This window comes from Clostridium manihotivorum (assembly GCF_004015185.1).
Lineage (GTDB): Bacteria > Bacillota > Clostridia > Clostridiales > Clostridiaceae > Clostridium_AR > Clostridium_AR manihotivorum.
The window spans coordinates 2,012,616-2,027,721 of sequence record NZ_CP025746.1 but is presented as its reverse complement, the minus strand read 5'-3'; the positions used below and the strand labels follow the sequence as shown (position 1 = coordinate 2,027,721).

Annotated in this window: 11 protein-coding genes; 1 reads left to right on the top strand and 10 read right to left on the bottom strand. The window is 31.7% G+C overall.

What is annotated here, in order from left to right; translation table 11 throughout:
• Positions 1-371: 371 nt before the first annotated feature.
• Complete coding sequence (locus C1I91_RS09035; RefSeq protein WP_128212577.1) at positions 372-1,268, top strand: AraC family transcriptional regulator; 897 nt, start codon at positions 372-374, stop codon at positions 1,266-1,268.
• Positions 1,269-1,424: 156 nt separating this feature from the next.
• Here C1I91_RS09035 and C1I91_RS09030 read toward each other — a convergent pair whose 3' ends face one another.
• The 10 genes from C1I91_RS09030 to C1I91_RS08985 form a co-directional block, all read right to left on the bottom strand.
• A complete protein-coding gene (locus C1I91_RS09030; RefSeq protein WP_128212576.1) occupies positions 1,425-1,685 on the bottom strand; it encodes a hypothetical protein in 261 nt (86 codons plus the stop codon).
• Positions 1,686-1,748: 63 nt separating this feature from the next.
• Positions 1,749-3,845 carry an ATP-dependent helicase gene (locus C1I91_RS09025; protein ID WP_128212575.1) on the bottom strand — a complete coding sequence of 699 codons (2,097 nt, stop codon included), beginning with the start codon at positions 3,843-3,845 and terminating at the stop codon, positions 1,749-1,751.
• 9 nt (positions 3,846-3,854) lie between these two features.
• Positions 3,855-6,518, bottom strand: a complete 2,664-nt coding sequence (locus tag C1I91_RS09020) for a DEAD/DEAH box helicase (protein WP_128212574.1) — start codon at positions 6,516-6,518, stop codon at positions 3,855-3,857.
• 50 nt (positions 6,519-6,568) lie between these two features.
• Complete coding sequence (locus C1I91_RS09015) at positions 6,569-7,663, bottom strand: MBL fold metallo-hydrolase (protein WP_128212573.1); 1,095 nt, start codon at positions 7,661-7,663, stop codon at positions 6,569-6,571.
• A 426-nt stretch (positions 7,664-8,089) separates the two neighbouring features.
• Positions 8,090-8,866, bottom strand: a complete 777-nt coding sequence (locus C1I91_RS09010; RefSeq protein WP_128212572.1) for an SDR family NAD(P)-dependent oxidoreductase — start codon at positions 8,864-8,866, stop codon at positions 8,090-8,092.
• 332 nt (positions 8,867-9,198) lie between these two features.
• Positions 9,199-9,669 carry a hypothetical protein gene (locus tag C1I91_RS09005; protein WP_128212571.1) on the bottom strand — a complete coding sequence of 157 codons (471 nt, stop codon included), beginning with the start codon at positions 9,667-9,669 and terminating at the stop codon, positions 9,199-9,201.
• 415 nt (positions 9,670-10,084) lie between these two features.
• Entirely contained in the window at positions 10,085-11,200 is a 1,116-nt protein-coding gene (locus tag C1I91_RS09000) for a site-2 protease family protein (protein ID WP_128212570.1), read from the bottom strand.
• 183 nt (positions 11,201-11,383) lie between these two features.
• Positions 11,384-12,142 (bottom strand): hypothetical protein, encoded by a 759-nt coding sequence (locus C1I91_RS08995; RefSeq protein WP_128212569.1) that lies wholly within the window; start codon positions 12,140-12,142, stop codon positions 11,384-11,386.
• Positions 12,143-12,154: 12 nt separating this feature from the next.
• Positions 12,155-13,030, bottom strand: a complete 876-nt coding sequence (locus C1I91_RS08990) for an ABC transporter ATP-binding protein (RefSeq protein ID WP_128212568.1) — start codon at positions 13,028-13,030, stop codon at positions 12,155-12,157.
• Between the two features lie 12 nt (positions 13,031-13,042).
• A complete protein-coding gene (locus C1I91_RS08985; RefSeq protein ID WP_128212567.1) occupies positions 13,043-14,638 on the bottom strand; it encodes an ABC transporter permease/M1 family aminopeptidase in 1,596 nt (531 codons plus the stop codon).
• Positions 14,639-15,106: the final 468 nt, after the last annotated feature.

Genomic DNA, 15,106 nt, shown 5'->3' with positions numbered 1-15,106 from the left:
GCCTCATAAAGAAACAATACTACCCTATTATTTTTATTTCTTTCAAACTTAATTTATTGGCTATACTGAAAAATATTGTTTAAATTAAGTTAAAATCATATTAATTCTTTGAACAAGCACATATAAAAATTGGATGACTGACCACTTAATTCAAACACGTTACTTTAATATAGCCAAACTATTAAAGATATTTAAATAACCTATTTTACATTCTGAGAATGAACATATATAGAATTACAACTAACACATTTACTATCACCCTTCTATATGTTATTATATTGATGTTTAGATATGAATTCTTTAACTATAATGCTTATTTCTTGCACTATTTTGATGTTATATAAATTTTCTGTGATCTAGGAGGATTTTTAATGAAAGAACACCGCAATTTTGAGGAAAAAATGCTTCATGGTACTGCCGAACTGCCAATAGCTCTCCATAAGCTTACTTACCCTGAAGGCACAGATATGCTTTTCTATCTTCATTGGCACAAAGAGTTTGAAATACTTTTCTTAACAGAAGGAAGTGTATTCTTTACAATAGAACAGCACGAATACCTTTTAAATCCAGGCGACTATGTTTTTATTAACTCAAACTTCAACCATTCTGCTAAAGCGGCCTCCAAAGAAAGATGCAGTTTTTTTGCTCTTGACTTTTCCTATCAGCTCTTTCATGAAAACTTAAACTCCCGTTTCTGCAAAAAATATATCCTGCCTATACTAAATAGCAGCCTTGAACCTTGCGAAGTTATAAGAAAAGCTGATGCAGATGCCAATCCTGATTCTTGGCAAGCTAAGATAATGAAGCTTCTTATAGATATCAATAAGTATGAGGAGTATGAGCTTGAGTTACACGAGCTAGAGATAAAAAGCCACCTATTTATAATTTGGGATCTATACTACAAGCACTCTAATGTAAAAAGCGATTTTAAGGATGCAGATCTCCTCAACTTAGAGCGCTTAAAACCAGTCATACAGCATATACAGGATAACTACTCCTATGAGATTACCTTATCAGAGCTGGCAGGTTTCATTCCTATGAGTGAAGGTCAGTTCTGTCGTATGTTCAAAAAGACTATGAAGGTCACTCCAATTCAATACATAATGCGCTATCGCATCCTTCAAAGCTGTCATATGCTTCTAGGCACAGATAAGAAAATCAGTGAAGTAGCTAATCTATCTGGTTTTAATAGTATAAGCTATTACAACAGATTATTTACCCAGACCATCGGCTGCTCGCCTAAGCACTATCGTAACAGCCAAAGCTAGTGGTACAGTTGTATTGCTAATTGGCAACCTGTTATAACAACAGATGTAACCTATGATATTAATCAATATAACAAAAAAAGCTGGCTTCTCTTCATCAAAGAAACCAGCTTATAATTATATAATTTTTTAAAACTGTTCTAATATAATTTCTTATTACTAGACCTTTTTATCCAGTAAAACACCATGACCAATGTCTCCGTACATTAAGGCTTTCTTTACTTCCTCAACATAACTTTTATCCTCCATATAGTCATCATCCACTTTATCTTCAGTAGCTTTATCTTCAGCGGCTTTACCATCCTTGTTACGCCACTGTTTCTTCTTTTTAAGGAGAAGATTTCTAAACCTATAATCTTTCTGTACGATACGGACCTTAGGTACTGCTATAATCCTTTCTACCTTTTTTTCAACCTCCATGCATAAAACTCCTTCCTTGGACTTTATGATTAATTATCGTAGTAAATAGGCAAAAATAAATACTTATAATACAGAAAATTCTAAAAACTCCAGTTCACTAAATGCCTTTACAAATTCCTTCACTCCATAGTTCTCGAATTCAACCTCCAGTATCATATCATCTTCACTGATAACTTTTCCTATGCCATATTTTTTGTGTTTTACTTTTCTTATAGCCTTAGCAGCTTCTGACTCAGCATTTTCAATATTTTCAGCTAAGCCTTCTACGGCTACTTCTTCTTCCTGTTCCTGATTTCTAGCTTCTATAATTTGCTTTTTAAGCTCCTGTAAGCTTACGCCTTCACCTTTATTGTTATCATTCTGTATTAGCTGTTGTGGCAGCATATGAATATATCTGCTTTCTCCAGGCACTGCTCTGTGATAGTCTGGATTGGTATAGTAAGATAGCTCTAGGCAATCTTTTGCTCTAGTAAGACCAACAAAAAATAGTCTCATTTCTTCCTCTTCTTCTTCCATAGCCCTAGTCTGTAACGGAATAAGACCATAGTTTACACCTGTAATGAACACATAGGAAAACTCTAATCCCTTAGAGGCATGTAAGGTCATTAGCTTTACAGTATCATTATCATTACTTATATCTTTTTTAAATATATTAACTCCGTACAAAGCTGAGGAGTTTACAAAATCTCTAAGTCCGTCAACGAATTGCATTTCTTTTTCTTTCACATACTCCGTAATAATATCAAGCAGAGCATAAATAGCTTCTTTATCGTCTTCATAGCTAGCTGAGGTTGGTCTTATATACTTATCCAATTGAAAATAGTTATAAAGCTCCTTTGCCTCTTTTACATAAGAACAAGCGTTAAGGAAGCTATGCATTTTGGAATATAACTCTGATTTTTCTATAACCTGCTCTTTCAAAAGCTTTCTTGCTGCTGCTTCCTTTATCCTCTCACCATAATCCTTATTACTAATAACATATAAGCCAGAGGAAAAGTCATTAGGATTTATGGAAAATCGAAGTAATTTTATCATCCAATTGAGCACCGGAATATCTCGTATATTTTTCTTCATGGATACTTCATAAGGAATCTGATTTTTTAAGAATACATCCTCAAAAACCTGTGATTGATTCTGTAGTCTATAAAAAACAGCCATTTCACTATACTTTATCCCTGAGCTATGTAGTTCCTTTATCTTATCAACTAAATAGCAAGCTTCATTAAAAGGATTGTAATGATTCTTAACTATAATGTTACTTCCTGTCTCCCTAATACCTTTTAGCTCACTTCCATCTAGTAAGAAACATCTAGCGGCCTCTAAAATAGAAGTACTTGATCTATAATTAATTGGAAGCGTCAGTTCTTTTGCCATGTATTTATGCTTTAGTGTATAAAATACATTGAGAGTACTTCCGCGCCAGCTGTATATAACCTGATTTGGGTCACCTACTGCAAATAATTTTGTATCTGGCCTTTTAAGCTTATCAATAAAATCAAGCTGCAATTTATCACTATCTTGGACTTCATCTATTATTATCCACTTAGGTGCAGCCTCACTATGTTCCAACAGAATATTTACATTCTTTAATATATCTTCAAAGGTCATTTTGTTTTGCTTGACTTTTTCTTCTTTTATTAAATCTACTAACTTAAATATATCATCATTATATTTCGAAACCTTTTCCCCTTCCTTCTCCAAGCAAGAAGCCTGCTCCAGCCTCTTTTTCAAACGATTCTTATACTTAATTGTAAGCTTTTCTTCCTGTATTATTTCCAGGGCAATATCTAATTCTTCTTCTGGTTCTATAACCATAAACTCTTTAGTATAGCCTAACTTATCAACAGGTAACGAATTTTTCAACAAATTAAGGGCAACGCTATGAAAGGTTCCAAAGCCTTCTAGCTGTTCTAGCTGAATACTGCTATCAAGTGCTACTAACCTCTCCTTTATCTCATTAGCCGCCTTATTAGTAAAGGTTAAAACAATCATATCCTTATAACTTACATTCTTTTCGTAGTGAAGATATATAACCTTTGAAGTCAGCACGGTGGTCTTTCCGCTTCCCACGTTTGCTTTTACAATGCAGGCTTCACTTTCATTCAGTACTGCTTCTCTTTGATATTCATTCAATCTTTCTAGTTCTTTTTTATAGTCCATGGAATCCTCCTATTCCACAAGATCTTCATATCTTTTCTCTAATTTATTTTTTATGATCTTTCTGTCAGCGTCATTAGCTTCAAGTCTTACTTTTAGAGTGATTCCCGCTGGAGCATCGGTGTGGAAGGAAATTATATTCAATATGCTCTTTTTATTTGTCTCTTCCATCACCCATTCCTTATAAAAAGGATTATTTAACACCAAAGTAATAGTTCTATTATCTATCTCAATTTCAGGAATTGTACTTAAAAATGTTGCAAAGGAATCACCATTTTCCTTAATGTACTCACAGAATTCACTCCACTTTTCCTGTAGCTTAGTAAACTTAAATGGCTTTCTAATAAAGGTTGACTCAGCATACTCCACCAGCTTAACATCCTTTGGAGCTTCCATTTCATCTAATAAGTTTTTTAACCCCCATAATACCATAGCCTTGTTTAGCTTATAATCACCGATACATGCAGCGCAGCCACTTTCGCACTTGCAGCCTCCTACCAGCTTAATAGCACCATCAATAATCTCATTAGCAAGATCAAATACTTTTTCTGAATAACCTAAACCACCTATATATTTATCATAAATGAACATATATACTTCATCTTCAAAATTGTCACTTAACTCTATGGCGTTATTTGACATTGCAACTCCAATATCCTCCTGCTCAGTCATGGTAATCATCATTGCCACATTTTTAATAGCATAACATAACCCTTCAAAATGATTGTTTCTTATAAACATTCCATTTTCACTTTCCTGAAGCATCCATCTGTATACCTTAACCACATTGTTAGGAATCCTTATCCAAGTACTTTCCGTATCAAAATCCTTTGATAATGGTCTTTCTAATTGCTCAAAGCCTAAGTTTTGATGGTTGTGGAATTGAAGTTTCTTATACATATAAACTATCTCATCCACATTTATATCACCAAAGGCAACCTTTACCCTTTTATAGTCCATATCTCTATTTCCTTGAATAATCCTGATACTTGTATTGCCTCCAGGCATAGTGTAGTAGTTTCCGTTAAAGGGAATAGCAAAAGCAGTCTTACTTTCCAAATCAAGCCTTATAACTTGGTACTGAACACCATCATGCATATATATGGCTCCATTATGAATCTCACGGAAGGCCTGCATTTCATCCATCTCTGTTATTTCTTTACTATTCACTTGATTAATAAGTTTATATCTAAATTTATCAATATTTCTTAAGCTAAAATCTCCTGCCGGAAAGGAGTTGCCACACCATGCAAACTTACCACTTTGATTAGTCAGTTCTTTTGCCCTTATAAGCACTGGAATGGTTTCGCCAAGGTCAGGGAAAATAGAAATATCATTTAAGGTTAAAGGTATCTCAGCAGCTGCAGCACGTATATGGGCAAGCTCTATAAGAAGATTATTCTTGTCAATCACTGCATTCTCACTGCCGCTTTCAAAGAGCCAATCTGGATTAATACCTATATATTGATCAAAAGGCAGATTATCAAGAATTAAACAATTAGAACTTTCTTTGCCGCTTCTACCTGCTCTTCCTGTCTGCTGCCAAAAGGAGGCTCTAGTACCTGGATATCCAACCAGTATTGTAGTATCAATTTTTCCAATATCTATTCCTAGTTCTAGAGCATTGGTAGAAATCAATCCACGCAAACCCCCAGTGATCATCTTATTTTCTATTTCCTTACGCTCTAAGGGAGTATACCCGCCCCTGTAACCTGATATCTTATCTGCTAGGGATGCGCCAAAAAAGCTTTCCGTTTCTAATTTATCTCTTGCTTCCTTTAATATTACTTCCACATTTCTTCTTGATTTTGCAAAGGCTATGAAGCTATTATCATTCTCCACTAAGTCAGGTATCAAATCTGCTGCTACCGTTGTTGTTTGTACTTGTCCGTAATATTTTTTATCATCCCCCATTATCTTTGGCGGTTGTACAAGCATATATTTCCTTTTTGCAGCAGGTGAGCCATCCTTATCGATTCTAATAAATTTTTGTCCACAGATTTCTTCTGCAAGTTCTACTGGATTGGCTATGGTTGCTGAGCTACAAAGGTACTGAGGAGATGAGTTGTAGTACCTGCATACTCTTCCTAGTCTTCTAAATACATTGGCTAAGTGAGATCCAAAAGCACCTCTATAGGTATGTAACTCATCGATAACTACAAATTTCAGATTAGAAAATATAAAATCAAATCCGAACTTACTATGATTAGGCAAAAATGCTGCATTTATCATTTCTGGATTAGTTAATATAATGTTGGCATTTTTTCTAATTCTACTTCTTTCATTTACAGTTGTATCTCCGTCATATACTCCTGCTGAAATTCTGTTTTCTCCAAAGTATTCTAGATAAGGCTTAATAGCACGATATTGGTCACTGGCCAATGCCTTTGTAGGGTATATAAAAATAGCTCTTGCCAAAGGATTTGATAATATTTCCTGAATAACAGGCAATAAAAAGCTTAGTGTCTTTCCGCTTGCTGTGGAAGTAGTTATCACAACATTATTTCGTTCCATTGCCTTTTCAAACATTTCTGACTGGTGACAGTATAACTTATCAATTCTTTTTGAGGAAAGATATTCACTTAACTCCTGCGAAAGGTTACTTGGAAATTCCGAATACTTTCCTGCCCTCTTAGGTATTGTCTTATTATATATGATTAAATCATCTATGTTCATTAAGTTTGCTCCTCTTCTAATAAATCAACCGTATATAAGGTTCTTCATGTTTAATAGTTCCACCAAGGAGAAAAAGTCCTGTTTAGATCAGCTTCCAATATTACAGTTTCACCAATTTTAGGTGCTATTAAATTAACCTCTGATTTTTCTGCTTCCTTTGAAGCTCTTTCCACTGGTTCCTTCCAGCCATGAAAGGCTAAGGTAAAGGCCCCCCAATGCATTAGCATCATATTCTTTCCCTTTACATCTAAATGAGCCTGAACGGACTCTTCTGGTATCATATGTACTGAAGACCAACGTCTATCATACTGAGCTCCTTCAATCAAGGTAATATCAAAAGGACCATATTTTTCTCCTATCTTCTTAAAATGCTCACCATAACCACCATCTCCGCTGGTATAAATACTTGTATGGCTTCCAAAAATAGCCCAGCCTCCCCACAAGGTTGTGTCTCTATTCAAAATTCCTCTACCTGAAAAGTGCTTAGAAGGAAGAAATGCTAGTCTTATATCATCAAAACTTGTTTCCTGCCACCAATTAAGCTCCGTGATTTTATCCTTTGTTATACCCCAACGTATCAAATGAGCGCCTACCCCTAAAGGTACAAAGAAATGTGAAGCTTTCTTTTTTAGCTTAATAATAGACTGATAATCTAAATGATCATAATGATCATGGGTAATAAAAACCGCATCAATATCTGGCATTTCATCAATAACATGTGACATATTCTCACTATATTTATATCTTCTACTTCCTGCAAAGGAAACAGGAGATGCAATAGCTCCAAGCATTGGATCTAAAAGAAGCTTTTTATTATCTACGCTAAGTAAAAAAGCAGAGTGTCCTAACCAAGTTAAGCTATCCTCTTCACTTCTAATTTTCTCCCAATCAATAGCAGAAACAGGAATCTTCCCAATAGGATTTCTCTCATTATTATCCTTTACAGAGTCTTTAAGCATTGAAAAACCACTGGAGGCTCCCATATTCATTTTTGTGTCACTTTCATTGACAAATTTTCCATTAGAGTAATTAGCTAAATGCTTGTAAAGCTCTTTATTAGCTTTCCCCCCGAAAACAGGACTTAAGTTTATAAACAATGCTATTGCTATACATAGTAATACTAAAAAAACAATTACATATACCATTCTTCTACTCCTTTCCCTTTATCTTCATTCTTTAGATTACCTGAAACCTGCGCCAAATTAAACCACCATACTGCAATTAATTTGTGAACAAAACTTATTATAAATCCTACTGCTTATATATCTTTTTATGTCATTATATCAATGTATATAGAAAAAGTATAGAAAGATAAATCAGTTATAATACCAAGTTTATATTATATTTTCCCTAGATTTTCTGTACAGATTGCTAAATAATAATTGTATGGCTTCAACAAGTGTTATTGCTTTAACTAAAAGTATTATTAGAAGAACTTTATAATGCTATTGAGAAATTTTCAGGTAAAAAAAAGAGCTAGCTAGTTCAACCTATAGCCAAACTATTTAGCTCTATTTTTCCTGAACACTAGCGATGTATATCCAGAATGTTCTAAAATAAGTCATTAACCCCTATTTACTAACTTTTTCTTTATGCACTACTCCTGCAGTAGCCTGATGAGTTGGAGTTACTGTAACCTCACAGATCTGTACATGTGCAGGTACAGAAGCAGTATAAAGTATTACGTCTGCTATATCCTCTGCTGTTAATGGCTCAATTCCTTCATAAACAGCATCAGCTTTTTCCTTATCACCATGGAATCTTATCACACTAAAGTTAGTCTCCACCATACCAGGTTGTATATTAGTTACCTTAATAGGAGTATCAACTACATCCATTCTCAAGCCATCACTTATAAATTTTACTGCAGCCTTTGTAGCGCAATAAACAGTACCTCCTGGATATGCGACTATACCTGCAGTTGACCCTATATTTATCACATGCCCTCTTCCATTGTTAATCATGATAGGAACTACTTTTCTAGTAAGGTATAAAAGGCCCTTAATATTTGTGTCTATCATAACATCAAAGTCTTCCATATCTTCTTCCTGAACCTTCTCTAGACCTTGAGCAAGACCTGCATTATTCACCAATATATCTATATTTTTTAGCCTTTCAGGCATACTTTCAAAAACGCTGTTAATTGCCTTCTTATCACGAACATCTAACTTATAGGTATGAACCTCAACTCCATAATCTTTTACCAACTGCTCTTTTAAAGCATCAAGCTTTTCTAAATTTCTTGCACAAATAATAAGGATAGCACCTTCCTTTGCAAATCTCACCGCTGCAGCCTCACCAATACCACTGCTAGCTCCACTTATAAAAACTATTTTATCCTTTAACATTTACTTCACCTCTTCTAAAATTGCTTTGTTCTGATAAATATATAATATAATACAAAATTAACCGTTAAGTTTAATTTTAATTATTGATGAAGTAAATTGCAACACTTCGTAGTTATTCATATTTCAGGTATATAATATTATACTTTGATTAAATTGTGCAGACAGTGTCTGCACAATTTAATAGCAATATTTTCTCTCATCTTCACGTATTTCACAATCAAACAATATAGAGTAGTAGTATCTTAAATCTACTATCTAATTTTCTTACTAATTAATGATTAATATTTCATATTCTTTCAATCTCATTTAATTAATTACTTTAGAATTCCATCTTATTCCCCAAACCAAAAAATTATTCTTACATCCTCTGGATCACCTAATTCTAATAGCTTAGGAATAGTTTCTTTAATAAAAAGCGAACACGTATTTCTTGTATTAAAATACTCCCCATAGTAGTAATATCGTTGATTCCAATCAAAATCAATTAATTCTTTTACCAATAACCAGCTGTGATAGTATAAATCATCCTTATCTATAAATGAAAAGTCTTTCAACTCAGGTGACATATCATAAGGGAGTCCCCTTGGAGAAGATATATATCTCAAATTGCTATCATTTCTTACATTTGCTAGTACACTGAATAAGTCGTAGTTTCTATCTCCATTATAGAACTCATTTTTATTAGCTAAAATTAATTTGCTTACCTCGCAATCTGAATTTGATTGATAATATGGATTTGCAATCCACTTATCCATACTAACCCAAACTTCATGATCATTTTTCTTATACTTATCTTTCCTCAATACTACATCATTTTTTTCTTCTGTTCCAAAAGATCGCTTTTCAACGAAAAAAACATATCAGTTCCCATAGATATCTCCTAACTAATCGTCATACTTATTGTCGCTTACTAACAATATGATCAAATAAATAATTGATTATTCCGAGCCTATTATTGATAAAAAACATTATATATTGCCCTAATATTTACCATTATATCACTTGATTAGAATACACTCAATGTCATTTAACTACTTAAACTTTTCTGTGTTGTAGATATATGTTTATTATAATCTTCAACAATCAAGTGCATCCTAATTATTCACATATCATAAAAAGCCCACCACGTTTTAATGCAATACCATTATTATTTTATACTTCAATTATGGCTTAATATGGTAAAAGCACAGAGACTTTAAAATAGCAAAAAATAAATATTTATCGCACTTCTTTTAAAGCATAACCTAACTTTAGGATACTCTTTTCAGTTATATAGAAACCTTCCTTACCATAAAAAAATTTTTCACTAAATAATTTCATTTCTGTAATTATACTGTGATGCGGAAGTGAAGTTCCTACAAAATACTCGGAGCGTAATTTAAAATATTTATAGAAACTATTTCTATGATCTGTGGCTTTATTCAAAAACTCTAATAACATTTTAGCCTCTCCCATTCTCTCTTTTAATGCAAAATAAACTACTAATAAATGAAAGAACTGAACACTTAAATAGTTAATCCTAGGCTCTAACACTAGTCTTTCCTTTTCAGAAATCATATTATCCATAAAGTCTTTTGCCTTTTGAGGTAGCTTTTCAATATCGTGTACCAGAAAGTATTGAACTATCAAGTACCCCATCAATAGCTGATATGGATTTTTACTGTAAGTAAGCTCCTCCTTTGTTAATTGCTTTAACCTCCCAACAAGCAAATTTATCATATATTCATTCTCATCGCCGTTATTGTACATGTACTGTTTGAACAAATTTACCAAAGCAAACTCCCTGTCCATAATATATAAATAAGCAAACTTGCCATCACCAATAAGTAAAGCTTGTACTCCTATAAAAATGCATACAAATAGAGGAGCTACTATAAAGCAATACAATTTATAGTCCACTAAATTAAGGATAGCTATAAGTATTCCTGCCATTATAAAACTCCCCACTGGCCCCGCTATATTGATAATTGACATTTTTAATATACTTTTCCTGTAAGCCTCTTTAGAACTGATTTTAGATAATTTAATATTTACACATCCAAGTTTACCTCTGTTTTCAAAGCTTACTTCTTTTATTTTCCATCTCCCAACTGTTTTTTCAAAGGCAAAAGGTATTGAATATATGTTATAAGGTACCTCTCCCAAGATCTTAGCTGCTATAGCATGACTTAATTCGTGTAAAAAAGTGCATAATATCACACATGCTAATGAATATAAAAGTCCAATAAGTACTATATAGGATTCGAATTTGTTAAAAGAAATAAAGCTAACAGCTGCATAAACAACAAATACAGTTATAGAAAAAATACTAAAGTATAAGTTATTTTTTTTCATTATACTTACCTCTTCTTTTTCTTAATAAAATAAACATCCTTTAATATAAATAAAATATCGTTTTTTGTAGAATAGTAGTTTCTTAGGTTATATTTGTTTAGTCATTAATATAAAAGAGTTCCATTCTATTTAAAGGAACTCTTACAATTACTCTCTGTTTCCATAACAATATTTTATATTTAATTATTTCTTTAATTGAAAACCTTTTTTTATAATACTGTAAGATGCCTTCCTTTGGGTCATAATAAAAGTTAAAGTTAATAAAATAATTGAAAGTATTATATATATTACCTTAACCTCTAAGAGTTCCCCTTTTTTGTAGTCTGTGTATTGGTAGATGTGTCCTAGTATTCCACTTGTCCCCATAACTTTACATCTCCATAAAGCTTCTTCAATTAAATAATAAACTGTAATTAGCGATGTGCTTACAGCTATATCTCTTGAGATAAATAATATAAATAGACTTAGAGATATTATAAACAAGTTAGTTACAATTGAATAAAATAAAACTTCTAAAATAGGAGTCAATATATAACTACTTGGTAGTATCTTCTTGTATAAGTAGTAAATATTAAAGAAAGATACACTGTATAAGAAGAAATACACTAATAATATTGAGATTAGTTTTCTAATCATAAATTTGTTTGTTCTACTTCCCCCAATAGCCAAGGATATATCTTCCATACTATTATTGAAGTCCACACCTAAAGTAAAAAATATTAAAATAACAAAAAGAAGTAATAAATATACATCACAGTACATATATAGTTCATTAGGGACTTTTTTTGTAACAGCTACACCTTGAAACATTGTGGAAATGTTGATGAACTTATATGGCATCACCCTTATAAGTATATTAAAAAGTACGACAACTGCAAAAATTATATAAAGCAAATTTTTAATAAATATATTATTAATAACCTTAAGATAAAATCTAATCATAAATACACTCCATTACTTCTCATGCATTTTACTATGGGCTATATATGCATCCTGCAAACTTATAGATGCTTTAACCGAGTTATCAGTAAGTGGATTACTACTAATATATTTTATATGATACATCTCATTTGGGTGAATAGTAGTTATTACCTTGCCTTGTTCTAGAATCTTAGGTAAATCATCTGAGTTTACATCTGTTTCCCAGACAGTATCTTTTATTTCTTCCACAAAATTTTTTTTAGTACCTTTATATATAATTTGACCATCTTTTATAACAATTAAGTACTTACAATAAAATTCAATATCCTCTACAATATGAGTTGTGGCTAATACTATACGGTTTTGACTTATCATAGGAAATAATTCTCTTATTACATTTCTTTGCTCAGGATCTAGCCCTACAGTAGGCTCATCAACAACAATTAAACTAGGATCTCCAATCATAACTTGGGCAAAACCTAACTTCTGTTTCATTCCTCCAGAATATTCTTTGAACTTTCTATCAATAAATTTGCTCATATCTAGCTTTTCAATAATACTATCGATATGCTTTTTAATATCCACTTTACTCCACTCTAATTTCAATGTACCTACTATTTCAAGGAACTCCCTACCAGTCAAATTTCCATAGGTAGTAAAATCTTGTGGTAGATACCCAATCCTTTTTCTAACCTTTTTCAAATCCTTTTTATAATTTAAGTCATCTAAAAATATCTCACCACTCTGAATATTAAATAAAGTAGTAATTAGTTTCATCGTTGTACTCTTCCCAGCGCCATTAGGACCCAATACTCCTATCAATCCATCCTCTACTTCAAAGGAAATATTCTTTAAAGCATCTAGTTTGCCATATTTATAACTTAAATTATCTACTCTTAGTAATGTCATTTTCTCTCCTCCCTAATCGTGTGAAGGCCATAAAAATGCGCCATCATACGGTTTGTCCATTTTTGATAATCCAGGAATAAACGGTGATAAAATAACTTTTTTAGTATCTATATTTGTCTTTTTTAAATAATCTATTAACTCATCACATTGATCATTATTTTTTATATATTCCTGATTGCCTATGAATAAATAATCCTTATATTTTCTTTCAGAAATATTACCACTAATCAAAAACATCTCTATATCTTTTCCCATAAATGTATGACTGCCATTCTTACTTAACTCATTTAAATTTGAATAAATTTTATTTTTGCTAGCATACTTTACATTTACTTCAAAATTTTTCTCATTACTATCATTCAATTTGGGATACCATTCAAAAACATCCGCTAAGAATAATGAATTATTTCTAACAAAAAACATATTTTCTCCATTTGACCATGTTAGATTTATCTTTCCATCATATGATATCCTTAACTGAATCGATTCCCCACTTTTATACGTTCTTGGCAATTTAAGAATAACGCTATTATTAGTCCTTTGAAAATCAATTGCTTTATTGTCAATTTCTAACTTAGATATATTTAGAGATTTATATAATCCAAATTCTAAAGATTTTATATTAGATTTATTGAATTTTACGTTTATCAAGCAATCATTTTTCAAATTATTATCTATATCTATATTCATATTGTAGCTGTCAACGTAATAACCACTTTCACTACTACTAAAAAAAGTTCCCTCTCTATAAGTATGTTCCGCACTTAAATGCTCAAAGTCCGGTCTTTCTTCTATATTATAAAAATCAGGCTTCATAGAATTTATACTTATTCCTAAGTAAGCACATAATAAACCAGCAATTATTATAGATACTAACTTAATCCCTAAGCCACCTTTTTTATACCTACTTCTAACAAATAAATAAGAAATCATCACAAGAATAAAGCTTACTCCTAACCAGAAAATATTATGATATAAATAACTCTTATCGTAGCTTATAACATCAAATATCCCTGGAAATGTTTTTATATCAATTAACGGAAAGATCTGATTCTGCAATTTATAGAAATTGCATAAAAACCCAAACTCCAAAAGTACTAATAGATATCCAATCATTTGATAAACTAACTTATTAACTACCTGTCCAATGAATAAACCTATACAAGTACATACTACTAAATAAATTAAAGTATTTACTATATAACCTAGACTTTCATATAATATATAACCTAAGGTCCCATGACTGATTATGCTAAAAAACAAAAATACTATCATATTGGTTGCAAGCAATATTGCATCGATAACTGCAGCTGTAAGCAATTTACCTTTTATTATATCCTTATAAGTAATATCTAAGCTCTCAAAAACTTCATTTGAGCTTTCCCCAATCATTACTATTAATAATAATAACGGCACCATTATAAAATTAAGAGGTAGCCACGAAATTCTAATTAATCCTACTACCGATAAAAATATCTTACCTGAAGTTCTCATACTATCTACAGATTGCTGAATTCCAAATATGTATAAAGCTCCAATAATCCAAATAAGCTTTCCTCTTCTTAAATTGATAAGTTCGTATTTTGCAAGTGCTTTTATTTTTTTCACATTATCCACCTATCCTTATATACTTAGGAAACGATAATTTATGGTTTCCTAAAATTCAATTAGAATGTAAAAAATATTAATAATTTTCATAAAAAATATTTCTATGTTTATTTTATAAATATCATACAGCGCTATATTCTGCACTCATTCTAAATACATTTTTTTCAATCTCGTACTCTAATTATATCATTTTACATTTATTTGTATATAATCAATATATTGTAGATATATATTTATTCTATAATTCTATATTTTTCACAAAAAGACACTCCAGGTCAGTGAATTTTCACACCCTATTCTCTCATTATTTTTCTTGCCGCTGACGATTTTCTAAAATTCCACTTCTATAACTTACAAGTCCAATATGCTTCCAACTAGCAGTACTATATAGGAAAGCAACCTCATTATTTACATAAGCAATTGCCTCAGAAACTTCATAAGTATCTAAGTTTCATCTATAATTCCTTC

What these genes read in the sequence shown, in the direction of transcription:
- C1I91_RS09035 (WP_128212577.1), top strand. Translation starts at nt 372, where the DNA reads ATGAAAGAACACCGCAATTTTGAGGAAAAAATGCTTCATGGTACTGCC.
- C1I91_RS09030 (WP_128212576.1), bottom strand. Translation starts at nt 1,685, where the DNA reads ATGGAGGTTGAAAAAAAGGTAGAAAGGATTATAGCAGTACCTAAGGTC.
- C1I91_RS09025 (WP_128212575.1), bottom strand. Translation starts at nt 3,845, where the DNA reads ATGGACTATAAAAAAGAACTAGAAAGATTGAATGAATATCAAAGAGAA.
- C1I91_RS09020 (WP_128212574.1), bottom strand. Translation starts at nt 6,518, where the DNA reads ATGAACATAGATGATTTAATCATATATAATAAGACAATACCTAAGAGG.
- C1I91_RS09015 (WP_128212573.1), bottom strand. Translation starts at nt 7,663, where the DNA reads ATGGTATATGTAATTGTTTTTTTAGTATTACTATGTATAGCAATAGCA.
- C1I91_RS09010 (WP_128212572.1), bottom strand. Translation starts at nt 8,866, where the DNA reads ATGTTAAAGGATAAAATAGTTTTTATAAGTGGAGCTAGCAGTGGTATT.
- C1I91_RS09000 (WP_128212570.1), bottom strand. Translation starts at nt 11,200, where the DNA reads ATGAAAAAAAATAACTTATACTTTAGTATTTTTTCTATAACTGTATTT.
- C1I91_RS08995 (WP_128212569.1), bottom strand. Translation starts at nt 12,142, where the DNA reads ATGATTAGATTTTATCTTAAGGTTATTAATAATATATTTATTAAAAAT.
- C1I91_RS08990 (WP_128212568.1), bottom strand. Translation starts at nt 13,030, where the DNA reads ATGACATTACTAAGAGTAGATAATTTAAGTTATAAATATGGCAAACTA.